At 43.0% G+C, this 23,937-nt stretch carries 16 protein-coding genes and 1 pseudogene; 9 read left to right on the top strand and 8 right to left on the bottom strand.

Annotated elements, in window-relative coordinates; all coding sequences use genetic code 11:
* The first annotated feature begins 46 nt into the window (after window positions 1–46).
* The 4 genes and pseudogenes from BIW53_RS03360 (at window position 47) to BIW53_RS03375 (ending at window position 7,805) form a co-directional block, all read left to right on the top strand.
* A pseudogene (locus tag BIW53_RS03360) lies at window positions 47–1,021 on the top strand (transposase).
* Window positions 1,022–1,566: 545 nt separating this feature from the next.
* Window positions 1,567–5,043, top strand: a complete 3,477-nt coding sequence (locus BIW53_RS03365; protein WP_070990406.1) for a fibronectin type III domain-containing protein — start codon at window positions 1,567–1,569, stop codon at window positions 5,041–5,043.
* A 13-nt stretch (window positions 5,044–5,056) separates the two neighbouring features.
* Window positions 5,057–6,472, top strand: a complete 1,416-nt coding sequence (locus tag BIW53_RS03370) for a hypothetical protein (RefSeq protein ID WP_070990407.1) — start codon at window positions 5,057–5,059, stop codon at window positions 6,470–6,472.
* Window positions 6,473–7,097: 625 nt separating this feature from the next.
* Window positions 7,098–7,805, top strand: a complete 708-nt coding sequence (locus BIW53_RS03375) for a hypothetical protein (RefSeq protein ID WP_070990408.1) — start codon at window positions 7,098–7,100, stop codon at window positions 7,803–7,805.
* 32 nt (window positions 7,806–7,837) lie between these two features.
* On the opposite strand, the gene BIW53_RS03380 is transcribed toward BIW53_RS03375, so the two are convergent.
* Entirely contained in the window at window positions 7,838–8,194 is a 357-nt protein-coding gene (locus BIW53_RS03380) for a PDDEXK family nuclease (protein ID WP_245699342.1), read from the bottom strand.
* A gap of 160 nt (window positions 8,195–8,354) precedes the next feature.
* Here BIW53_RS03380 and BIW53_RS03385 point away from each other — a divergent pair, with 160 nt between their 5' ends.
* Together BIW53_RS03385 and BIW53_RS03390 are read left to right on the top strand one after the other, a co-directional pair.
* Window positions 8,355–8,612 carry a ribbon-helix-helix domain-containing protein gene (locus tag BIW53_RS03385; protein WP_070990409.1) on the top strand — a complete coding sequence of 86 codons (258 nt, stop codon included), beginning with the start codon at window positions 8,355–8,357 and terminating at the stop codon, window positions 8,610–8,612.
* Window positions 8,599–8,889 (top strand): type II toxin-antitoxin system RelE/ParE family toxin, encoded by a 291-nt coding sequence (locus BIW53_RS03390; RefSeq protein WP_070990410.1) that lies wholly within the window; start codon window positions 8,599–8,601, stop codon window positions 8,887–8,889. The genes BIW53_RS03385 and BIW53_RS03390 overlap by 14 nt, the downstream gene beginning before the upstream one ends.
* Window positions 8,890–9,063: 174 nt before the next feature.
* Here the strand turns inward: BIW53_RS03390 and glmS are convergent, their stop codons facing one another.
* Complete coding sequence (gene glmS / locus BIW53_RS03395) at window positions 9,064–10,884, bottom strand: glutamine--fructose-6-phosphate transaminase (isomerizing) (RefSeq protein ID WP_070990411.1); 1,821 nt, start codon at window positions 10,882–10,884, stop codon at window positions 9,064–9,066.
* A gap of 79 nt (window positions 10,885–10,963) precedes the next feature.
* Window positions 10,964–11,731, bottom strand: a complete 768-nt coding sequence (locus tag BIW53_RS03400; RefSeq protein WP_070990412.1) for a DeoR/GlpR family DNA-binding transcription regulator — start codon at window positions 11,729–11,731, stop codon at window positions 10,964–10,966.
* 218 nt (window positions 11,732–11,949) lie between these two features.
* On the opposite strand from BIW53_RS03400, the gene BIW53_RS03405 reads away from it, so the two are divergent.
* A complete protein-coding gene (locus BIW53_RS03405) occupies window positions 11,950–13,248 on the top strand; it encodes a PKD domain-containing protein (protein WP_070990413.1) in 1,299 nt (432 codons plus the stop codon).
* A 40-nt stretch (window positions 13,249–13,288) separates the two neighbouring features.
* On the opposite strand, the gene BIW53_RS03410 is transcribed toward BIW53_RS03405, so the two are convergent.
* On the bottom strand, window positions 13,289–13,591 hold the full coding sequence (locus BIW53_RS03410) for a DUF6482 family protein (RefSeq protein WP_070990485.1): 303 nt from the start codon (window positions 13,589–13,591) through the stop codon (window positions 13,289–13,291).
* Window positions 13,592–13,806: 215 nt separating this feature from the next.
* Here BIW53_RS03410 and BIW53_RS03415 point away from each other — a divergent pair, with 215 nt between their 5' ends.
* The gene (locus BIW53_RS03415) at window positions 13,807–15,093 is read left to right on the top strand and encodes a beta-ketoacyl-[acyl-carrier-protein] synthase family protein (protein WP_070990414.1); all 1,287 of its coding nucleotides are present in this window, start codon (window positions 13,807–13,809) and stop codon (window positions 15,091–15,093) included.
* Between the two features lie 280 nt (window positions 15,094–15,373).
* Window positions 15,374–16,645 (top strand): LysM peptidoglycan-binding domain-containing protein, encoded by a 1,272-nt coding sequence (locus tag BIW53_RS03420; RefSeq protein ID WP_070990415.1) that lies wholly within the window; start codon window positions 15,374–15,376, stop codon window positions 16,643–16,645.
* A 52-nt stretch (window positions 16,646–16,697) separates the two neighbouring features.
* Here the strand turns inward: BIW53_RS03420 and BIW53_RS03425 are convergent, their stop codons facing one another.
* The 4 genes from BIW53_RS03425 to BIW53_RS03440 form a co-directional block, all read right to left on the bottom strand.
* On the bottom strand, window positions 16,698–17,222 hold the full coding sequence (locus BIW53_RS03425; RefSeq protein ID WP_070990416.1) for a hypothetical protein: 525 nt from the start codon (window positions 17,220–17,222) through the stop codon (window positions 16,698–16,700).
* 127 nt (window positions 17,223–17,349) lie between these two features.
* Complete coding sequence (locus BIW53_RS03430) at window positions 17,350–20,529, bottom strand: lantibiotic dehydratase (RefSeq protein ID WP_070990417.1); 3,180 nt, start codon at window positions 20,527–20,529, stop codon at window positions 17,350–17,352.
* Window positions 20,530–20,539: 10 nt separating this feature from the next.
* The gene (locus tag BIW53_RS03435) at window positions 20,540–21,748 is read right to left on the bottom strand and encodes a lanthionine synthetase C family protein (protein ID WP_070990418.1); all 1,209 of its coding nucleotides are present in this window, start codon (window positions 21,746–21,748) and stop codon (window positions 20,540–20,542) included.
* Between the two features lie 46 nt (window positions 21,749–21,794).
* Window positions 21,795–23,918, bottom strand: a complete 2,124-nt coding sequence (locus BIW53_RS03440; protein WP_070990419.1) for a peptidase domain-containing ABC transporter — start codon at window positions 23,916–23,918, stop codon at window positions 21,795–21,797.
* Between the last annotated feature and the right edge of the window lie 19 nt (window positions 23,919–23,937).

Raw genomic sequence — 23,937 nt, forward strand, 5'->3', positions numbered from 1 at the left:
TTAATTCTTCAATTTTATAATCAATTCTAAGTTCAAGGAGTGAACGATGGGATTAGCAAGGAAGCGGCAAATCAGTTTGTCAGATACACCTTATTATCACTGTGTGTCACGCTGTGTTCGCCGCGCATTTTTATGCGGAGAAGATAAGCTGACGGGTAAATCATATGAACATCGCCGCGGCTGGGTAGAGCAGCGTTTACTGTTCTTAGCGAAGGTGTTTTGCATCGATGTGTGTGCTTTTGCAGTCATGAGTAATCACACCCATGTAGTGTTGTATATAGATGCTGAAAAAGCACAGAGGTTGAGTGACAAAGCGGTGTTACTACGCTGGCACAAGCTGTTTAAAGGCTCAAAGCGTGCTCTGATGTACTTACAAGGAGAGTGCTTAGATGAAGGTCAGCGCTTCTTTTTAGACAAAGAGATAAAAGAATACAGAAACAGACTCTCAAGCATCAGTTGGTTTATGCGTGTCCTTAATGAAAACATCGCGCGCAGGGCGAATAAAGAAGATAAATGCACAGGTCATTTTTGGGAAGGGCGGTTCAAAAGCTAAGCGCTATTAGATGACGCGGCTCTAATGGCCTGTATGGCCTATATAGATTTAAACCCTATCAGGGCGGAGATGGCAAAAACACCAGAAGACTCAGCTCATACCAGTATTAAACTACGTTGCCAACATGCAAAAGCAGGTAAACAACCAAAACAGCTTGCACGCTTTGCGGGTAGTCCCAGAAAACATATACCAAAGGGTTTGCCATTCGAACTTAAATCTTACTTACAGCTTGTTGAGCTCACAGGTAAATGTATTCGCTTAGACAAACGTGGCTACATAGAAGAACATGAAGCGCCCATCTTGCAACGATTAAACATTCAAGCTTACAACTGGATAAAGCTCACAACGCAATTTGAAAAGGTGTTTCATGGCGCAGTAGGTAAAACACATAATCTTGATGTGTACTGTGAGCGACAACAGCATAAACGGCGACGAAGTATCAAAATTAGTGAAGCGCTATTTTCCTAATATCCAGCTAGCAATTATCCACACCAAGCGGGATATGCTGTAACAGGCAGGGACCATTGCGTTTAACACATGGGGTAATTCTCTAAAAGTCATCCAGTTAAAATAATCACGACTCAATAATGGGGCATTTTTGGTTACATATCTCATCAAGGAATTCATCAAGGAAGCTGTGCCAGCTAGCACAAGGCTTAGCTTACCTGTTCTTTATTTCTATTTTTAAAGTGACTGTCCTGACTTTACTCTCTGACTTTACTCTGACTTTACTCTAACTTCTTTATTCCAATGATTTTATGGCTTATTTTAATTCTTAAGATACTACAACAATGGGTTCTTACGTAATCATGGTTGCGCTAGAACCAGCTCATCACTAAATAATGAAAAATGGCCTTCGGCTATAAACTCTCTAGCAAAAACAATAAAGGTATTGCGATTCGTCATTCACTGCACCTCATAAAATTTCACAGCCTATTTTGTGAGCAAAAAAGGGACAATACATGTAAATTATGAAATAATGCAGTGATAATCGAACACAAAGGAATAAAAAAATGAACTTTATGAGGACAAACTTCTATCTGTTTATAGTATTTTTGCTCTATAGCTTTAATACATACGCAAGCACCCCAAGTACTCCCTCTTTTTTAGATAACGGTCAGCCCTATCACATATTTCGCGGTACTTATACTTACCGTTGGAATAGCATTAGTAATGCAACTAGGTACGAGGTCGAAAAAACGATTGATGGTTCAACATCTCGCCACTCTCTTGGCTTAAGTACCTCTTACTCTGAAACGTTTACTCGCACTTTGACATACGTTGCGCGTATCAGAGCCTGTAATAGGTCTGGCTGTAGTCCATGGAGTGCTAACGAAGTTAATATCGTAAGACCCTATACAAAACCAAATGATACGGCTGTTTCAGCGCCAAGCAGTTCATCAACCGGACGCTACACGTTAACTTGGTCTCAGCCATGGGGACATGGTATCAATAGCTATCGATTAGAACGATCAATGAATGGCACATCGAATTGGATAGTACTTAGTACAGCAAACACGAGAAGTTATTCAGAAAGTGTGAGTTCTAGTGGCACTTACAACTACCGCGTGATGGTATGTAATGTTGACAATAGATGTTCAAACTACTCACGTATAGCGACGGTAAACGTTGACATACTGACGCCGCCAACCACCCCTGCCTTTTTAGACAATGGACAACCGTACCACATTTTACGTGGTACTTATACGTACAGATTTAGTAGCGTAAGCAAAGCAACTCACTATGAAGTGGAGAAGTCATACGACGGCTCTAAATCCATTGTTAACCTAGGCTCGAGTACTTCATACTCAGAAACATTCACCCGTACACTGACATACGTAGCACGCATTAGAGCATGTAACGCAGCTGGCTGTAGCGCTTGGAGCGCAAATGAAGTCAATATTGTAAGACCGTATACAAAACCAAACGATACCGCCATCACAGCCCCTAGCAGTTCAAGTACAGGTCAATATACCCTGACATGGAAACAACCATGGGGACATGGTATTACTAAATATCAATTAGAGCGCTCAATTGGTTCAACTAATAACTGGCAAGTGATTAGTACTCGCAATGCGTTAAGCTATTCTGAAAATGTCACTTCAAGCAATACCTATTATTACCGTGCTATTGTTTGTAATATCGATAACCTATGCTCGAATTATTCTCAGATAGTCTCTGTGAATGTCAGCATTGCTCATAAACCTGTAACCCCCGTTACAAAGCCAAATTTTCATGGTGATCTCTACTACCCTATAAACACCTCAGTGTCATTTTGTATCCACGATCAACGCTCTGGTGACCCTGCAACACAGTATAAAATTCATACTGCTGCGGAAGGAGATTCACTTGCCTATAGCCATACTATCAACAGAGCACAATCATGCACACCTACGAGCAAGAGCTTTGGTACATTAAAGCGTTATAATATCGCATATCAGGCTTGTAATAGCGCGGGCTGTAGTGCCATGAGTCCAACTGAAAGGATCGTTATTTTCGACAAGCCACATACGCCTACAGTCACTATGAGCCAAAGCCAGGTAACAACGGGTGAAAACGTAAGCGCTACTATCAATGTTGGTGCGGGCACTATTTGGAGTGGTGCATTTTATAAAGCGTCACACACTACGCCGTCAGGTACAACCACCCAATCAGAGCAACGTTTTGACAACGGCCATCCTGCAACAAACTGGGACAGTCCGGCTCTAACACAAGCAGGAAACCATACTTTTTCTTTCGTCACGTGTAACAAAACCGCGGCATATTGCAGCCAAAGTGCAACTTATACGGTGAAAGTACAAGGTGAAACACCAAGTGTCACATTCATTGATTCCAGTTTAGGAGGCTTTGTTTTTAATGAAGGCGAATCGTTACGCACAACCACAGCAGAAGCAGTTAATCGCGTTGAATACAAGCAACCAAACGGTACTTGGACTCAAGCAAGTGCAAGTAACGGATATTACTCTATTCCCTTAACTGGCTTAGAAATTGGCAAACACTCTATATCAGCACGTGCTGTATCAACGAGTGGGCAAGTGTCTCGTATCACGACCCAAGACATTACAATTGCGCCTATCAGTGCAAATGAAAGCACCGTCAATCTGAGCGACTTCAACATATTGGTAAAAAGACCTCACGAAGCATGTTTACCAAACACGAATAACGCTTATGATCAAAATGACAAAGCATTGTCACTGGCATTAGAAGTATCTGGTAAATTGGGTAAAAAGCTTGCGCTGCCAGCGGGTAAACTGTGCGTCAGTACTCATTTTAATATCACTCAACCAACTGTATTGATTGGTAGTGCAATCGCAAGCACCCATTTAACTTATGCTTGTCAAACATCTGCATCTCTTGCTTGCGCAAGTACACCTCTTATCTCTGTTAACGCAAATCTACAGCTGATAGGGATGACAATCTCTCATGAAGAAAACAGTGAGGCCAAAAAAGAGCTCATTTCAAGCATCTCAAAAATTTCTAACCCAACCCGAGCACAGCTGAACGAACTGGCGGTTACGCATGTTGGTAATATTACAGATATTGATGGCTTAAGCGTGGGGAATTCAGATATTAACCTAACTTTAAGCTCGGTGAGATTAGGTGGGTTTAAGCACGGAATCATTGCCAACAGCTTATCATCGGCCAGTAGAGTAAATATTTATAATACTGAGATCGTGTATATCGAAACAGGTATTAAGCTACAAGCGGCCATACCAAGTCAGGTAGTTCAACTTTCTGCCGAACGTTTACTTGTACAACGCATCATAGATGGCACATTCGTCGACTTACACAATATAAACAGTAAGTTCGATACGTTTAATATTCAAGCTAGTTTTCATGCAGCACAAACGTTTGATGCCATAAGAGGCGTTAAATCTTCAAGTGATAATGGTTCATCAACGCTCAGTGTAAGTAATTTCTACAGCGAATTTGTCCACAATGTTTTCTCATTATCAAACTTAAAACAAGCGGACCTAAGCAACCTTTATAATCAGGGTCGCGACTATAACAAGCCTTATCGTCTTGGTAACTCGATGTTTGACATCAACAATGTATCAACACTCAATATAGAGGGTAATGCAGGGAAACATCATTGGGATCACATGTGGAACGTTCGTGGAGACTCAACTGTCAACGAGTTTACAGATCAACGAGCGAGTGCCGCCGAAAGCTCAATGGAACAAGGTGCACTAATAACGAAACCTCTGTTCTCATTGGAAAAAACGTTTAGCAATATTCAAGGCGCCGTCACCTTACTTTCAAAGAAACAACTGTTCAAAGAGAACATGTTGAAAGTGGAATTACGCTATGCCGACAAACGAAAAGAAGTACTCGTTTATACCTCGTCAGCCAGTAGTTCAGCACAATTTACGACATCGTACGACAACGGTGCCGGACTTTCTTTGAGCATAAACTCAGACAGGCAACTCGTGTTAAGCGCGTCGCGCGCATTATCAAATGTCACGGTTGTGATAACTCAAATTCATTAATGGAATACGAACAATGAGAATACTATCAACTTTTTCTTTAATACTAGTGGCAGCGACAAGCCAAGTCTATGCGGCAACCAACTATTGTAAAAGCCAATATGGCGAAAATTTTATTACGCTAGACTCTGCTTCACAATTTCAATCAGTGATTAACTCTGCAATGACAACTGGCCAATTTATTTTTATTCCAAATGGGGAGTATACAATCAATGCAATGCTAGATCTGAATGATAGTAACCCAGTGACTATTTGTGGCGAGTCAAAAAGTGGTGTAGTGTTAAAAACCAACATCAGCGACCCGTTATTTGGCATTCAATCCCAGACGACATTGGACAATATGACCTTAATAAATACGGCATCCAAAGGTACAGCCATTTATGTGCGCTACTCTAGTTCGTTTAGTGACATGAAAAACTTGGCTATTTCTGGCTTCCATACGGCATATTCTGGACGAAAACACCTATATAGCTCGTTTGAGAACATTGATATCAGCGATGTAAACATTGGTATTGAATTACATAGTGATATTTTTAGATATTATGTTGTTCACAACAACAACCAATATGGTTCACGCTTCCCAAAAACAGATGGTAAATTTAATAATAATTGCTATGTTACGAGTAAGCCTCCCTGTCAGACCAAAGATGACGATGGCAATTTATTTTTTTATGATGATGGGTGGTTTAATAACGTCTTAAGATTTAAAAATATCTCTGTGTCTAATTTTACTGATTATGGCATAAAAATGCAGGCAATGACTGTGCAGTTAGACAATGTGAGTTTAACCGGCGCATCGATAGACAGCAGCGTAGGCTTAATCATTGATTCTCCACAAGCACACCCTGAAAGAATGCTTGTACAAAAAGAGTCAGAAAATCTTAGAGCATATAACCTTGCATTTAACACTTTAAAACTCAGCAACCTTAAGACGGGTATCATCGCAGATGAAGTACAATACATTTCGCTCAATACCGTCAACAAAGTCGGTGATGTATTAGAGCTCGTTAATGCAAAAAATGTAGATTATTTGAAGTTAGAGAATGTGCCAAACGCTGAGCGCTATCGTTTTGAAAATACGAAAGTACACGTTAATTCGAAACTGACTAATATTGACTCAATAAACTCAATGTTCTTTATCGAAAATGAAGCGAATAAGGCAAAGAGCTACCAATTTGCACTTGCAGCAAGAGGTAATTCAACGCAAGTAGCCATTCCCGCAGGCTATGACTGCCTTGCTATTTCAAGCTTCATTGATGGGTACTCAAAGCATGCAAGCCTTTGGCGTAAATCCAATGGCGCATTTACAAAGGTTGTTGGTCCTGACAATATCTCGGTAAGCACCACAGGTAATGTCGTGAAACTCACGTTAAACGCACCATCTTTAAAGCGAGGTAAGGCAACATTCTTGCCGTACAGTTACTGTGACTAAAGGTGAGTGAAACAATTAAATTGCACATGTATGACATGATACATTGCCATTTACTGTAACCACTCATAACGCCTATCCGGCTCCAGAATTCAATATGAAACTAGAGCCGGATATTTTTACCCACGTAACCTGCTACCCAAAAAAACGTCAGCTAAAAAACAATGATTACATTTGTAATGCATAGGTTGCATGTGCTGTCTAATATATTTAACAACACCAATTTTCAACATTTAACAACCGCTAGAAACATGGACTGGATGTATGTTTTACCTACTAGCTTATTTGTATTTGAGAAAGGATTAAAAAAGTAGGCATTTCGTCAAATGAGCCACAAAAACAAGCAAAAGCATTAAAGTGGCACTCTAGCTATAGTAGCGCCGACTTGGCCTATGCAGTTTGGCGAATGGAAGTGCCACATTCTGTTGGCCTAGGGGTTGGCGGTGACAACGTCGAGTACGTCTGGTTTGGTCACTTATGTGATCAAGATTTAGTGAGCAGTGTTCAAACACTGCTCAGCTTTATTTGCGGGTGCTTGGAATAAATGCAAAAATAATGTTAAACCTTACTAAGGTAATTTAAAGAACCTATCGATAAATAAGGCCTCTTCACGTATAAGGAATATGTTATGAAGATAGGTAACCCAGCCATTAGTCAGGCCCAGCTTAATACCACAACGCAAGTATCTGACAGAAAAAAGCCCATTAGCGATGAGCTCAACATTGCCGCCAAACAACAGCATGCACAAAGTGATATGAACGATGACCCAGCTCTGGTAAACAACCAAAACCTGCACGACATTGAAGTAACGTCTGTGAGTGTTTATGAGCCAGAGCGGTTTGCGAAGGTGTCTCAAACACTTTATTTTGGTGAATTACCCAGTTTATTCAGAGGTATGCAATCCCATTATCAAGACTTTATGAGTGAACTGGAAAAATCAGATCCAGAGCTGGCAAAATTAGAATGGAGCTTTTCTATTGACGAGGGTGGCCAACTGGTTGTTAATGGCCCTATCAGTAATGAAAACAAAGCGTATCTGGAAGAAAAACTCAATGAAAACAATGAGCTTGTGCAATTAGCCAAACAAGTCCCCGATGTCATGATGAAAGGACTGGCCTACGACAGAGGCGCTGACGGTAAGGCCAATGCGTGGGGCAAATATGATGTAAACACCGAAAACCTAAAAAATATTCTGGATTTTAGAGAAGTACTAGACAGCACTTACACCGAGCGGGATGATATTTCCTACTTTAAAGACAACTTTAACACCTTTGAATTTGCCGAGAACGTGGCAAGCCAATTAAAAAGAAAAGCCGAGGTCAAATTTAGTTATTAAATTGATACTCACCAACTGTGTAATGCTAAATATTAGAGTGAGTGTGTATTTAGGTTTGTAGGTGTTGGTAACCCCCCCCGAACATTTGGGTGTTTGATACCAGCAGATTCAGCTAGCTCTAATGTTATCTCGCGCTCTAGCGGAAACTGCTCTTTGACTTGCAGCACATCCTGCCGCCACTCGAGCAAGTAGAACATGGATAGTTCAAGATCGGATAATAAATGATGGGTTCGTTTGGACTTATAACCAAAGACTCGATGTACACGACCATCGGATGGCGCATCATAAACCGTTAACCATGGCTTGTAATCCTGATACTCGCCAGTACCGCGCCCCTCTTTAATCCACTTACGATATTGCGCCTCAGTATGGCCAATCTTCCTAGACATAGAAAATAAATTTAACCTATTGAATCTGACACACCAGAAAATAAAGTGTCGTCACACTAGTTGATATTCAAGCCCTCTATAACTAAACTTATCTAAAGTAGTATAAAGTAGTATAAAGTAGTATAAAGTAGGATTAAATCCCCCCTTAAGGTGTTTGTTTATGGCAATGGTAAAAAAGAGTATCACAGTAACTGAGCAGCAAGAGAAATGGATGCAAATGCAACTTGCGACAGGTGGTTACGCAAGTGACAGTGAATTATTACGTGATTTGATCAGAAAAGAACAAATGCGCAGTAATGAAATTGAAGTGCTCAGACAAGAACTTATTAAAGCGGAACAAAGTGGTTTTAGCTCAAGAAGTGCAGAAGATATTGTTAACGCTGTATTAGCTAAAAAGCAGACGAATGACGACATATAGATTAAGCAAAGCCGCCGACAAAGACTTAGAGCTGCTATTTGAATATGGTATCGACAACTTTGGCCTAACTAAAGCAAAAACATATGTTGATGGCTTAATCATTCAATTTCAAAATATTGCAACAAACCCACTTCACTACCAAACTGTGAGTCATATCCGTAAAGGGTATAGACGAAGTGTATACCGAAAGCATACTATCTATTTCAAAATAACGGGCGAAAGCGTTGATATAATGCGCGTACTGAGATCAGAAAACCTGTCGACAGCGTTTAAGTAAATGCGCTCAAGCATTGATTACTAGGTTTTCAAAAACAATATTATTGCCAGCCCTCGGTAGCCTTGTCGCGCCGCACTTTATAAGTGCATATTGAAACTATATTCCTAAGTCACAAAAAATGTCGCCTAGCACTTTATTGTTCACCCACAAAAAAAGGCGCTTTCGCGCCTTTTCTTATTCCACCGTCACCGATTTAGCGAGGTTTCTCGGCTGGTCTACATCGGTGCCTTTGATCACCGCAACGTAGTATGAAAGCAGCTGTAGCGGGATTGTATATACAACTGGTGCTAGGATGTCTTCTACGTGGTTTACGTTGATCACACGCATGGTTTCGTCAGATTCAAAGTGTGAATCTTTGTCTGCGAATACGTAGATGATACCGCCACGCGCACGCACTTCTTCCACGTTTGATTTCAGCTTTTCCAGTAGTTCATTATTTGGTGCAACTACGATGATTGGCATGTCTGCGTCAATCAATGCCAGTGGGCCGTGTTTTAACTCCCCTGCCGCGTACGCTTCGGCATGAATGTATGAAATTTCTTTGAGTTTCAACGCGCCTTCCATTGCGATTGGGTATTGTGAGCCACGACCTAAAAACAATGAATGGTGTTTATCAGCAAATTCTTCTGCCAAGTCTTCAATGCTGCCCGCCAGTGAAAGAGCTTCTTCTAGTTTGTTTGGTAAAGTTTTTATTGCATTAACAATCACACTTTGATCTAGGCCTTTTTCCTGTGCAATTGACGCAGTTAGCATCAATAAACCCACAAGTTGTGTAGTGAATGCTTTGGTTGAGGCAACGCCAATTTCAGCGCCTGCTTTGGTCATAAAGGCCAAGTCTGATTCACGTACCAATGATGAACCCGGTACGTTACAAATCGTCATCGACGCCATGTAACCTTGCTCTTTTGCAAGGCGCAATGCAGCGAGGGTATCAGCGGTTTCACCAGATTGAGAAATCGTCACTAACAGGCTGTTTTCATGAACAAATGATTGGCGGTAACGAAATTCTGAGGCGATTTCTACGTTACAGCTTACGCCCGCAAATTGTTCCAACCAATAACGTGCAACCATACCTGAATGGTAAGAGGTACCACAGGCGATGATCTGTACGTGTTTTACGTCTTTGAAGATCTGCTGAGCGCTGTCGCCAAAGGCATCTACGGCTACACGGTCGTTGTCTAGACGACCTTCTAGAGTATTTCGCACCGCTAATGGCTGCTCGTAGATCTCTTTTAACATGTAGTGGCGGTACTCGCCTTTACCTGAGTTGTCTTGCGTGATGTTTGACTCTATGACTTCTCGCTCAACCGCTTCGCCATTGCTATCAAAAATTTCTACTGTATCGCGAGTAATACGGGCTACATCGCCTTCTTCTAAGAAAATAAAACTACGGGTAACCGGCAGCAGCGCAAGCTGATCAGAGGCGATAAAGTTTTCACCTAAACCGAGGCCAATTACCAACGGGCTGCCTGAGCGAGCAACAATCATTTCTTGATCGTTGTTTTTATCAAAAACCACCGTGCCATAAGCTCCTTCTAACTGCTTAACAGCGGCCTTTACCGCATCGAGTAAGCTGTCGTGCTGTTGGCGAAGTTGGTGAATAAGGTGCACCATTACTTCGGTATCGGTGTCTGACAAAAACTCGTAACCATCACCTTTTAAGGCATCGCGCAGCGGCGCGTGATTTTCAATGATACCGTTATGTACCAGCGCTATTTCGCTATTTGAAACGTGTGGGTGTGCATTGCTCTGTGTTACGCCACCGTGAGTTGCCCAGCGCGTGTGTGCAATCCCTGTGGAGCCTTTTACATTGGCTTTTTCGAGGGCTTGTTCAAGGTTAACCACCTTGCCCACCGCTTTTACCGTGTTTAGCGTATTGTTTAGGCTCAATGCCACGCCAGCCGAGTCATAGCCTCGGTACTCTAGGCGCTTTAGGCCTTCAACTAAAATCTTATTAACTGGACGCTCTGCTACCGCCCCTACAATCCCACACATAGTTGCTCCATTTTGCACGTTGGTGTTGTCATATTAGTTTTGCTATACAAGGTGTTGTCGTACTTGTATAACGCTGTATTTATAAAGCCGCACAAATAACCGTCACACCACTTTGTTCAATGGCTTGACGTTTTTCATCAGCTAGATTCTCGTCTGTGATCAAGGTCGTGACTTGTTGCCATGGCAGTTCAAGGTTAGGAATTCTTCGTCCTACCTTGTCAGACTCGACCATAACAATCACTTCTCTGGCTGCCTGCGCCATTAGTTGACTCAGGCCCACCAGCTCGTTAAAGGTTGTGGTACCGCGCGCTACATCTATGCCATCAGCACCAATAAACAACTGATCAAAATCATAAGAGCGTAGCACCTGCTCTGCGACCTGCCCCTGAAATGACTCAGAATGCGGATCCCACGTCCCCCCGGTCATCAATAATGTCGGTTCATTCTCGAGTGATAAAAGCCGGTTGGCAATGTTCATGGCGTTAGTCATCACCACTAAGCCCTGCTTGTTGGATAACTCAGGGATCATAGCTGCGGTGGTACGGCCACTGTCAATAATGATGCGGTTGTGGTCTTTGATAAGCTTTGCGGCGGCCTTGGCAATCGCAGTTTTACGACGTGAGTCTTGTTCGCCATTGGCACTACCCACTATCTCCTGTGGCAAGGCCATCGCGCCTCCGTAGCGGCGTAATAACAAACCACTCTTTTCTAATGCAGTTAAATCCTTCCGAATCGTAACTTCTGAAGTTTCAAACTCAGCTGCTAATGCATCGACGCTCACCTCACCCTGTTCATTGACCCTACTAAGGATGGTATGGCGGCGCTGTTGAGTATTTCGTTTAGTCATGAATCGTTCAGGAAAGTTTCGTTTCGTAATTTAGGGGTAGTTTAAACGAAACTTATGCATTTTGACAATGTTGAATACCAGATTCTTTTACAGCACTTAAAAAGTCACGACCCAAATGTATTTTTGCTTTAGCTTGGCTATAAACATTTACGTTTTATCTACTATAGGTACAATGAAGATATTATTTGAATAAAAGCGCAGTTAAAAGGAATGAATTTATGCGTAACCTTACATATTTATCGCTCGCTCTATTAACAACACTCACCACTGCATGCGGCGGTTCAGGTTCAAAATCTGTCGAAGTTGTGGAGTCCGTTGAACAACAAAAGCCTGTAAATACGGCCACCCCCGCGCCAGCACCTGTATTAAAGGCCAACGCATTGGTATCGGGCACATCCGCAATAGGTGAAACTATCATTTTAGATGGTATCAACAGCCAAACTTATGATGGTGTCACAGCAAAGTGGCAGTGGCTGCAAAAACCAGACAATAGCCAAGCCCAAATCTTTAACGCTAACACGCTACGCGCACAGTTTATCGTAGATAGCGCCGGCGACTATCGCGCGCAACTTACACTCACAGACTTACAGAAAAAAACGTCATCCGCAGAGGTACTTGTTAGCATCGACGAACCCAGTACCAACCAGTTGCCACAAGCAAGCTTTAACCTTTCTCATCCGAGTATATTAATTAATAATACGCTCGAGCTAGATGGAACAGCCAGTACCGACGCAGATGGCGATACCCTTACCTATTTGTGGCAAATTAGCAGTGCGCCACAAGGAGCTGAGTTTTCGCTACAAAACAGTACACTTTCAAAAGCATCTTTTACTGCTCAAACTGCGGGTGTTTACACTATCGCTCTAACTGTTAATGACGGCCAGAGCGAGCATAGCGTCAGTCGCGAGTTGCAAGTAGTTGAAAACAACCATACGCCCACATTATTGCGCCTCGAACAAACAGCAAGTGAGGCTTTTCTCCACGACTCCGTTTACTTTACCGCCTACGCAGAAGACTTAGATAGTGACCGCCTTTACTATCAATGGCGTATTGTTAGTCGCCCAAGTAACAGTCAGGCAAGCATTCAAAACGAGTATAATAAGCAAGTGTATATGACCTTTGATGTAATTGGAGAGTACGTGTTGGAAGTGGTGGTTTCGGATGGCCTATCACAAAGTGACGCCAAACGTGCACACGTTAACGTATCAACTCGCCCCACAAACTCCAATAACAGAGCACCTTATTTCTCTCAAATGATACAGATAAGCGCTAACCCCACCGTTGGTGCGCCCATCACATTAACAACACGAGCCATGGACCCGGATGGAGATACTGTAAGTTACCGATGGGTGATGCATAACCCTGTACAAGGCTCCAACTATACTTTTTCAAATACCACTGAAGCGGCTGTTGAGCTCACCGTCAACACTGTTGGTTGGTATGTGGTCTATGTGTATGCAAATGACGGCCAAGTTGAAACAACAGTACCGTCAGCCACAATTGTCAGAGTGCAATAACTGTATATGGCAGGGTTCCCTGCCCTATGCAACTATAAAATTAGTGCCGCAGGTTTATTGTAGCCTTAAACTTGTTTGTGGATGTTGGCGCCGATGAAACCATCTCATCATAGGCGCTTTGCATCTCAAAATCTGCCGACTCAACCCCCAAACTGGCTAACATAACTTCTGCTTCTCGCAGTGAGTTAAACGTCATTACACTGCCATTGTCATCACAGAGCAAATGATAATTACCATGCGAGTCCACCCCGCCTGCCAAATAATGATTTGCGTCTGCATAACTCAAAATAATGGCATCGAGTATGCGTTGATTTAATTGGGCTTTTAATTCGTTTACGCGCATTTTTAGGTTACCTACTTTGTTCTGGTTAAATTTTAAACGCCCCATATACCTTTATGGATCATGCAAAGTGAAAGTTTTTATTCTTCATCTTAGTGAGTGTCATGGTTTTGTAATGACGTCTTATTAGGCTAGGTGAGTGGTATTTGCGTCTGAATAAAATTAGCTTAGCTAAAACATGGTTAAGCCAAATCACGAGCCAAGTAAGAAGGAAGATCATGAGAAGAATCGTTGTGACTGGCATTGGTGCCATATCGCCTATTGGCACTTCAGCACAAAGTAGCTTTGATAGTTTATTGCAAGGTAAACATGGCATACAGCCAATTGAGCACTTTGATCCGGTTCAATTTGCCTGTAAAACAACTTTTGCTGCTCAAGTTAGTTCACAGTTAGACGCAAACACCCTTGCACCCTTTAAGTATATGGACGACAGCGCCCGTACTAAGCTACTGAAAAAGTTAGACAGGCATCAAATGTTCGCCATGATAGCGGCCGCTGAAGCCATTTCTGAGGCAGGACTTGATAACCTCACCGATGAACAATTACGCCACCGTATAGGGGTAAACATTGCAACAGGCGTAGGAGGCTTAAATAGCTTAGAAGTGTGTGCAGCCAAAGCAGCCAATGGTAAAAAACAGTCTCCATTTGGAAACTTGATGTTTTTACCTAACCTTGCTGCAGGATATGTTGCCAGCCACTGGAATTTTGGCGGTCCAAACAATGCTCACTGTACAGCTTGCGCTGCCAGCGCACATTCAATAATTGATGGCTGTAATGCGATTAAAAGTGGAGAAGCAGAAATTATTGTCGCAGGTGGTGCGGAAGCCTCCGTTACTCCGGTAGGTATTGCCACGTTCAACGCGCAAAATGCGCTGTCGACCAGAAATACGGATCTGACGGCGGCTTCTCGGCCATTCACCATTGACAGAGATGGCTTTGTAATGGGTGAGGGAGCCGCGTGTTTGGTACTAGAAGAGTATGATCATGCTATCACTCGCGGTGCTAAAATTTACTGTGAAATTGTCGGGTTTGGCAGAACCTCTGATGGCTATACAGGGCAAGCACTAAGCGCCCCACATCCACATGGCTCAGGGGCACAACGCGCAATGCAAAATGCGCTCAATATGGCAAACCTTCATACACAAGATGTGCAGTACATTAACGCCCATAGCACCAGCACCGCAGCCGATAGTATCGAAGTCTTGGCAATAAAAAAGACCTTTGCTGAGCATGCCGCGCAACTGGCCGTTTCTGGTACTAAGTCACAAACTGGACACTTGCTAGGTGCGGCCGCTGCTATTGAAGCCGTGTTCACGGTGTTGGCGTTAAAGCATCAAATGCTACCATTTACCCTCAACCTCACAACAAGTAACGTCGACCCCGACTGCCTGGGTGTTGATCTGATCATGCAATCAGCAAGGCAAGCAGAAGTTAATGTGGCACTTTCAAATTCATTTGGCTTTGGTGGCACTAATGCGGCTATTGCATTTAAGGCGCTTGACTAGCAAGCTTAGTTAGCGATTTACTACTGAGTGCGCCTTGGCCAATAGATCGAGTGCGCGTTACAGATTTAACGCAACTCTACAGCTTTCGTTGCTGTATTCACCCTAGAACACCTACCATCTCAAAGAGAAATATAGAATGTAAGCATTCACTTACCGTTAATATACTATTATTAATACACTCGATTCATACCATATTAATCCCATCACTTTAAATTAAGCAAACTTTACACCGACCGATCCCCTTGTTTACAATCGGTACAAACAACGCAGAGAATATCTCATGATGCATTTATTTCGCTTCACACTTTTATGCTCGTCGCTACTACTGAGCGCCTGCACCACAACCCCGGTGTCTACTGCACCACCACAACCAAAAACAGCAACTCCTACCGTGGCATCTAGCACTCACACAACAGCCACCGTAGAGCGTGTAACCTTTGACGAGCAAACTGACGACGTATGGCAGCGCATTCGTTCCCAGCTGACATTTGCTCCCTCTGAACATGAAAGCGTGCAAGCACGTGTTAATTGGTACTTGTCACACCCCAACTATATGCATGTGATCAGTGAAAGAGCCAAGCCGTTTCTGTTGTATGTTGTAGAACAGGTGGAGAATCGAGGGCTGCCTATTGAATTGGCCTTAATGCCTTTGATTGAAAGCGATTTTGACACCTCGGCCTATTCTCATAAGCACGCTTCTGGTCTTTGGCAGCTCACACCACTTATTGCCAAACATTACGGCGTGAAAATTACCCCTTGGTACGATGGTCGACAAGATATAGTCGATGCCACACATGCCGCTCTGGATTTTTTGAGCTACTTACATAAACGCTTCGACGGTAACTGGTATCATGCCATTGCAGCATACAATACCGGTGAAGGACGCGTTGCCCAAGCCATTAAGCACAATCAGCAGCGAGGTAAATCAACACACTTTTTTGATTTATCGCTGCCTAAACAAACCCGTCACTACATACCAAAACTTCTGGCAGCCGCACAGCTCTTACGTAACAAGCAAATGCAATTTCCGAAAATCCCTAACCATACCGCAATTGCAGTCTTACCCTTAAAGCAGGGTGTGATCCTAAATACAGACAAAGCGTGGCGTAAGCTACAAACCCTCAACCCTGGCTATACTCGCTTTCCCGCCTTGTTGGATGGACCCGAGCATATTGTCGTGCCCGCCTTGCAGGCAAGTCAATGGCAAGATTATGTAGCCAAACTTCCTGCCATGCCTGGCAAACAGTGGCAACATTACACTATCGAAAAAGGAGATAGTTTAAGTGTCATTGCGCAACGTCATGCGTTGACGGTCTCTCAACTTAAAACATTTAATCAATTGAAAAGTAACAATATAAAAATTGGTGACACGTTACTGCTGCCCATTTTGGCGGATCAGCAACTAGACTATACGGTGCGTGCTGGCGACAGCCTATGGCGTATTGCCAGACACTTCAACATCAGTGTGGATGAAATCAAGAAGTGGAATGCACTATCAAAAGATGTGTTACGGGTCGGCGATACACTTAAATTATTTTTATCTAAAACTTAAATTTAATCACTTGTGTATACAAGCTAGCTGAATTAACTACAGCAGCTAGCTATCAGTGAAATTTAACCGCTTTGCTTGATCTCGTGTAGTGACGTTTTTCAGGCTCGGTCCACGTACCATATTTCAAGTACTGGGTAGACACTTCCATCTGCCCATCGACAAAGCGGCTGGTCGACTTCACTTGCGTAATGCCATCTTGATTACCAGCCACATCTTCGTAGGCGACAAAGCTGCCATCATCTAATACATCCATGGTACCTTGGGTGTAAAATCCTGCGGTGGTGAAATAAAAAAATACTACCTTTTGCTTGCTTTGATCCCATAATATCAGTGATTCACCACCGTACATTCCCTCGTTAATAGAGTGCAAAGTGCGCACGGCTGTACCATTTAAAGCTATCTCCCAATGGCTAACGTCCTGCATTGAGGGCTTACCACCAGCAACAGCAAAATCAGCCTGCCAAGTCCCTAGGTAGGGTTCAAATATTCTCAGTTCAGAAACCAGCTGTTTTGCAGCCAATACGCCATAACTTTGTATAAATAAAAACAAAAAAATCAAAAATTTAAATATTTTCATCTGACACTCTTAGTAACTTAACAAGCAGTCTATGTAGCCATTGAGCTTAGTTATTCATATTCTTTTGAGCAAATTTATAGCCAAGTTCGGCGGTACACAAGCACCGCACGACAGCGGTTTGGTGACGTTACTGTTGCTTGTTCGCAGAAAAATACTTGCGGCGCAATAAATCGTGGATCACCAACTCTTGCTCACGCCCATAGGCTTTAAACATACGATTGTTATGCATATGCAATAACGAACTTAATAAAGAGTCACGACTACAATTTAAGGCATCATCAGCAAGTAAGGCATTAAGCTTAGCAACCACAGGGGCGGCTTGAACCTGCCATTGGCTCAATAACGTAAACAACGCATTTTGTACTTCATCATTTGCAGATGGTGTCTGCTGATTGAATTGCGCAAAGTCACCGTTTAAAGTTTCTTGATAGTCCCGATAGCGATTGCCTAGTTGTTTTCTAAGCGTATTGCTTTCGTTAAACTCTCTACCAAAGCCATCTCTGAGGCGACTGATTAAAGCCAAGCGAGCTTCATCATCATATTCAAATAAACTAAGCAGCCTATCGGTGTAAAGTAACGCCATACGCCATCTTAACTGTTCATCATATTCATCAAGCAACGCACAGGTCTTGGCTATCAGAACGCTGTCATACATAAACAGCGACTCCACCAACGCCATTGACTCTGGCCCACCATAGCGCTCAACTTCCCGCTCGTAAGTCATAAGTTCTACTTTGTGTAGTTCACCACTTTCAATCATAGGGTCTAACAATTGGTTTAATAGCGGTAATAACTGACCACATAGCACCTCTGGGTCGCCGTAAAAGCGTAGGCGAAGATGCCAGTCAGGATCGCCGTAGCGAATAAAGAACCACTTTTCAAACAACTCATGATGCGCTTCAATAAGTGGCTGTAAACGCTCACTAAGCAGTTGCTCCAAAACGGAGTTACCCGAGTATATTTTTAGACTTAACCACTGAGATCCTGCGCTAAATCGGCGTTTGATTGGAGTAGCTGTAATATTGGCTATTGGGTTGTCACTTGAATGCCTATGAATTGCGGCATTCTCGTTAAAAAATGGCACAATTAATTCGTTGTTATAATGGTGTCCCTGCGCATCAACCACTCGGGATTGATAGTGGCTGCTCAATACTTCTTTGAGCTCAATATGGGATTGTCCTTTCGTTTCAGCCAATAAAATAGACAACATCTCAGCGTTGCGCAGGTTCAACTGCAACACATTATCAACTATCGCATAGCAGACCTGAGCGTCAAGCTGATACTTGCTCATCAGCTCTTCTAGCTTGGCGCTGTCGAATTGCCCTTTTCGATATACCGCTTCAAGCGCTTCTCTTGGAATACGCCAAGTTTTTTCATTTAAAATTAAATTGTCGAGCATAATACGCGGCACAAACGCACTGCGAGCAGTGCTCGAAGGCATACGGAAATTAGGTGCTCGCCCAGACTGATGTTGCAACATACACAAGAACTTATAAGCACTTAAGCTACGCGCAGAGTAATTGTGTGCACAAGATAGGCGCGGTACCACCTGTTTATTAAGTCGCTTGCTCCATAACTTAACTTGTAGCCCTTCAACCCAAACATATAAATCTGACAGTGGGATCTGGTACTCATCATCCAAACTACTATCTGCCATAAATACAATTTCATACTCTCGCAGGTGCGGCCGTGCAACCACATTACCGGGACGCCCCTCAGGCATATGAACCACTTCAGCAAAAATAACCTCACTTGAGTGGGCCTGCTCTTTTTGTAACTCCGAACGTACATTGTTTTTTAAGGTTTCATCAAGGTGACAAAAACGTCCAAGTAAATTTGCTGACGAAGGGCCTGTGCAGCCGCTTAGCTTCACAATAGGGTTCTGCTTTTCATCTTCATAGAGGCTGATCATAGCTGCAAATGAACTAGGGAATTTATGCACCACCTCTGGGTTAGTGACTTTTGCCTTTAACTCTTTGCTCTTTAATACAATACAGTCCCGAGCTCGGTTCTCTGGCAAGCTAATGGCTTCATCTATGATGGTATCCAATTCGCAGGTATCGGTACTAGCGTTTACTTGTGACTTCGCTTTTTTGCCCAACCAAAGGCCTGCAATAAGCGGCGACTCGTAACCTGTTTCATCAGATATACCAATACCGGACTCGTCATCTAAGATCATATCCAGTGGAACAAACTGTCCCTCAAAACGCGCATTAAACTGATTAATAAAGCTATTCAACATTGAGGTCTTTGGAGCTGCGCTGAGGCCTGCTATTAATTCCAACTGTTTTCTTAGCCGGCTCATTTCCATTTCGCTCAACTGGCACTGTGCAAAGTCTCGGTAAACGTCCGATTGGAACAGTTTGTTTTCCTGTACTTTGATTGGCAGCTGCTCTAAATGAGCCAGTATTTGTTTATACGGAGAGATCTCTCCACTTCTTTGCGAATCTAACTGCGCGATTTGCGTCAAAGCGGTCGCTAAATGATCCGCCGTATGAAGTTCATTAATTGCGTGTAATGACTTCAATAAGGCCAAATCTGGAGATTCACCGGTAAGTGGCAAAGGAATGTCGGCCTGTATCACACCTTCATCAATTAAGTCTTGGATGTATGATTCAATATCTTCTTTATCAGCCTCAGGATATTGACTGTGAAACGCCTCGACCAAGGCGTTAAAACTCTTACCTGTTTTCGCTATCGATAGGGCAAATTTAAAGTATTCATCACTGTCCACTGCACTCAATCGATATTGCATGTTGTCGTCAGAAATATAGCTCTCGATATAACGACATTGTTCTGCAACAAAATAATGTGAGGAATTAGGCTTATAAGTCAGGGATTCAGAGCGAGAGGCATGTTTTACAAAGTGCTCTTTTAAAGCACAAAGGTAAAACATGTCTAATCGAGTGTTACGCTTATCAGTACTATAAGGACCACTAATAATGCTCGTATTATCTGAAACTTGCCCTTGGTGTATGCCTGAAAACAAGCCAAAAGGTGTCGCGCGCGAACACATCCGTACCATATACTTTATCAACGCTTGTGCGACTTTTTTACCCTGCTTAGAATCAGGCTTATTACGCCACTGCTCTATACGCTCAAGTAATGATGGACTGGCCAAATAGAGCGCTTCTGTTACTCCTGGCATTTCAAGCCAGTCTCGAAGAATCGCGTTGTTGTCAGCGTCGCTGGCACCAAAAGCACTCAAATGTTCCGTCGCTAAACGCGGCGTGCGTATTACAAAAAAAGGAGCGCATTGAATAGGCTTGATAGCCGTTTTTGATTGTTTAGAATTATTATTATTCATCATCTATTCCTTATGCCATTAGCATACTATCAATCCAACTCAGGTCGTCATTAAGCACGCCAAGCAGGCACAACCCAATGCCTGAATAGCCCGTCAATAAACCAAAATCTTCCTCATAGCTCTTGCTTAGCCCACTAAAGAAATAAAATGCTTCTAGGCCTTGTTGTTCAAATTGCTCTAATGCGTGATCAAGCCAAGTCGTAACAACTTCTTCGAGTTGAGGATGGGGCATTAGCTGGTTTAAAGCTTGGTAGATAGTCATCACACCGACATAGCCGTGACATAGTCCTGCGTCTTTAACATAACCACTTGTCACATCGCGAGGGATATTTTTTAGAGCCACTTTTAGTGCTTGCTCCACATAGCTGGGGCGGTCTAGCGCCTGACCGGCACGGGCTAAAACCATAGCAATGGTCAAATCACCATAACACCAGCCCAAGCGCGAAGTTTCATGCGGGTGGCTAGCACATGAACTGAAACATGACAGACTGTCAGTGTCCTCTATTTGCTGTGTTAGCAACCAATCACAAGCCCCCTGCACAAGCTCCGTTACTTGTGACTTTAAAGCTGGGATCTCAAGGGCTGGTAATAACGCTGCGATAATGCCCGGCACTCCATGGGCGAGACCAAGATTGTACTCTGGTTGGTCTAAACATTCTTGGTCTAGTCGATACACCGATTGGCTTGGTTGTGACCAAGTAATGTGACCATTTTCCAATCGGCTAGCTGTACTTTCAAAGCCCTGCACTATGACGCTATACAACGCTTGCTGATCGCTATAACGCATACGTCTTGCCGCGTACGGCGCATAGCCGCCTAAGCCCAATACGTACTCAATCTCTCCACGCCAAGGTTTGTGATTCAAGGCGTCTGCGAATAGAGCATCAACATCTTCCAACAGGTCGACTTCATAGTCTTCCTGATTTGCCTGATTGAGATACTCCAAAAACCAAGCTTGTCCCGCAAGGCCTGTGCTCAACTCCAAAGTTTGCTCTTCTAGCTCTTCTTGCAATTTATCTAGTTTCTGTGCAAACAACGTTTCATCAACCCAATCAGGGTTATACTCGTGTGCCTTGTAGAGGAATAATAAATGCCCCGCTAAGCCGCTCAACAATCCATGATGAGACTCGCTTCGTGTGCTAACGAGATTGGCCAATTGGTGGATTATATTTTCTACTTTTTGTTTTTTTTCCAACGGCATGGAGATTACACTTTTCATGCTTATCCTTAAGGTATCTGTTTTATCTTAATGAGCATTTGATGGATTATGCTTCTTCTGTATTGGCTTCTTTATATTTGGTCAGCTTTATTTCTCTATCTGCTGAGGCTATCGTTTCTTTACGGTGTGCGATGATCACCCGCGTGATTTTCAAACGAGATACTGCATCATTAATGTCAGACTCAAGACTTGTATCTAAATGGCTTGTTGCCTCATCCATATACAATATTTTGGGGTTTTTATATAAAGCCCGCGCCAAAATAATACGTTGTTTTTGACCCCCTGAGAGGCTTGAACCCATATCGCCTATTAGACTGTCATACCCCATTGGCATAGCGCTAATATCATCATGAATAGCTGCCAATTCAGCACAATACACCACGCGAGCCATATCAATAGGCGTTTCAAAAAACGCGATGTTATCTGCCACTGAGCCCGACAATAATTCATCATCTTGCATCACGGCTGCGATTTGTTGACGATATTGACGCGCCCCCAGTTGCTCAAGCGGAATACCATCAATCAAGATTTCACCACTTTTAACGGGGATCAAACCCAGCATAATTTTGAGTAAAGTTGACTTACCGCAACCAGATGGCCCTGTGATAGCAACCGATTCTCCTGCGTTGATTTTCAGGCTCAGTTCATTGATCACATTTGCACTGGCATCTGAATATGCAAAGCTGACATTTTTGACCTCTATATTGCCAGCTAAGGTATGACGTTTTACTTGATCAGGTTGTAGCTGTTCTTTATTGGTCAATGCGATATCCGCGATACGGTCAAAGTGCAAACCAAGCATTTTAAACTCGATAAACTTCTCGATAAGATTGGCTGTTTTATCCATAAACTGGCGCTTATACGCCATAAACGCGAAGAGCATACCGGTACTGAAACCGCCTTGAATAACGAGGTTTGCCGCAAGATACACAACCACAATGTTTTCTATGCCAAACAGCGCCTTATTAACCGCGTCATAGCCTATCTGAAAATTACCTAGACGAATATTCTGATTAATGGCGTTGGCATAACGATTTTGCCACTGACCTTCTCGTTTCACCTCGGAGCCAAATAACTTGATAGTTTGGATACCTCTGACGGTTTCCATAAAGTTAGAGTTTTCTTCCGCGCGCGCCATTATTTCCTGCTCACTAATGGTACGAAATGGTTTGTACATGGCGATCCGCACCAAAGCGTATAACACCACAGCCACCAACACGACGGCCGACAATAAGGGGCTGTAGAAAAAGATCATAGCCAGTGTGATAATCGCCATCAGACCATCAATTATCGCCTCGATGACTCCTGTGGTAAGTAATTGTTTTACCTGCTGTAACGAGCCAAAACGAGAAACCACATCACCCATATGACGCGTCTCGAAATAACTCAGAGGTAAACGTACAAGATGGTGAAACAAGTTGGCACCTAGTTGGATGTTCATTTGATTACCGAAATGCAAAAGTGTGAAGCCACGTAATGCATTAGTGGCAATTTCAAACACCATTACCAAAAAGAACCCCACCGCCAAGACCGTTAAAAGTGAGGTATCTCCTGTGAGCACAACATCATCAATCACCAATTGAATGTAGTAAGGCGACGCTAACGTAAACACTTGTAGCAACATTGACAGAACAAATATCAGTGTCAATGAACGCTTTAAGCCAGTGATACGACTCCAAAAGTCAGAAAACTTGAGTGACGGTTTAGCTTCTTGTTGTTCAAAGTTTTTTGTTGGGGTCAGTTCTAACGCAATTCCGGTAAAGTGCTTTGACGCTTCTTCTAGGGTAAAGGTTTTTTCTCCCGCAGCTGGATCATGGATCACGATGCGCTTTTCATTGGCTTTTTTAAGCACCACAAAATGATTCATATCCCAATGCAAAATACACGGAGTTTGCAAAGCATCGAGATCGTCAAGCTCAATACGCAGTGGACGCGATGTTAACTCTAGTTTTTCAGCAAAGTGCATGATATCGAGTAGCGTCGCACCTTCTAAAGAAATATTAAACCTTTGTCTTAAGGAGATCAGGTCACTGTGGTAGCCATGGTAGGCTGCAACCATCGCTAAACTGGCAAGACCACATTCAGCCGCCTCAGATTGCAAAATAATGGGCAGTGATTTCCTTGACCAGAACTGTAGCTTAGCCACAGGAGAGTTGTCTTCAATGTGCATATTAAGCCGCCTTATTTCT

Source organism: Pseudoalteromonas byunsanensis (assembly GCF_001854475.1).
GTDB classification, from domain to species: domain Bacteria; phylum Pseudomonadota; class Gammaproteobacteria; order Enterobacterales; family Alteromonadaceae; genus Pseudoalteromonas; species Pseudoalteromonas byunsanensis.

What these genes read in the sequence shown, in the direction of transcription:
- BIW53_RS03380 (WP_245699342.1), bottom strand. Translation starts at nt 8,194, where the DNA reads ATGTCTAGGAAGATTGGCCATACTGAGGCGCAATATCGTAAGTGGATT.
- BIW53_RS03440 (WP_070990419.1), bottom strand. Translation starts at nt 23,918, where the DNA reads ATGCACATTGAAGACAACTCTCCTGTGGCTAAGCTACAGTTCTGGTCA.
- glmS (WP_070990411.1), bottom strand. Translation starts at nt 10,884, where the DNA reads ATGTGTGGGATTGTAGGGGCGGTAGCAGAGCGTCCAGTTAATAAGATT.
- BIW53_RS03420 (WP_070990415.1), top strand. Translation starts at nt 15,374, where the DNA reads ATGATGCATTTATTTCGCTTCACACTTTTATGCTCGTCGCTACTACTG.
- BIW53_RS03370 (WP_070990407.1), top strand. Translation starts at nt 5,057, where the DNA reads ATGAGAATACTATCAACTTTTTCTTTAATACTAGTGGCAGCGACAAGC.
- BIW53_RS03415 (WP_070990414.1), top strand. Translation starts at nt 13,807, where the DNA reads ATGAGAAGAATCGTTGTGACTGGCATTGGTGCCATATCGCCTATTGGC.
- BIW53_RS03430 (WP_070990417.1), bottom strand. Translation starts at nt 20,529, where the DNA reads ATGAATAATAATAATTCTAAACAATCAAAAACGGCTATCAAGCCTATT.
- BIW53_RS03365 (WP_070990406.1), top strand. Translation starts at nt 1,567, where the DNA reads ATGAACTTTATGAGGACAAACTTCTATCTGTTTATAGTATTTTTGCTC.
- BIW53_RS03435 (WP_070990418.1), bottom strand. Translation starts at nt 21,748, where the DNA reads ATGAAAAGTGTAATCTCCATGCCGTTGGAAAAAAAACAAAAAGTAGAA.
- BIW53_RS03425 (WP_070990416.1), bottom strand. Translation starts at nt 17,222, where the DNA reads ATGAAAATATTTAAATTTTTGATTTTTTTGTTTTTATTTATACAAAGT.
- BIW53_RS03400 (WP_070990412.1), bottom strand. Translation starts at nt 11,731, where the DNA reads ATGACTAAACGAAATACTCAACAGCGCCGCCATACCATCCTTAGTAGG.
- BIW53_RS03405 (WP_070990413.1), top strand. Translation starts at nt 11,950, where the DNA reads ATGCGTAACCTTACATATTTATCGCTCGCTCTATTAACAACACTCACC.
- BIW53_RS03385 (WP_070990409.1), top strand. Translation starts at nt 8,355, where the DNA reads ATGGCAATGGTAAAAAAGAGTATCACAGTAACTGAGCAGCAAGAGAAA.
- BIW53_RS03375 (WP_070990408.1), top strand. Translation starts at nt 7,098, where the DNA reads ATGAAGATAGGTAACCCAGCCATTAGTCAGGCCCAGCTTAATACCACA.
- BIW53_RS03390 (WP_070990410.1), top strand. Translation starts at nt 8,599, where the DNA reads ATGACGACATATAGATTAAGCAAAGCCGCCGACAAAGACTTAGAGCTG.
- BIW53_RS03410 (WP_070990485.1), bottom strand. Translation starts at nt 13,591, where the DNA reads ATGCGCGTAAACGAATTAAAAGCCCAATTAAATCAACGCATACTCGAT.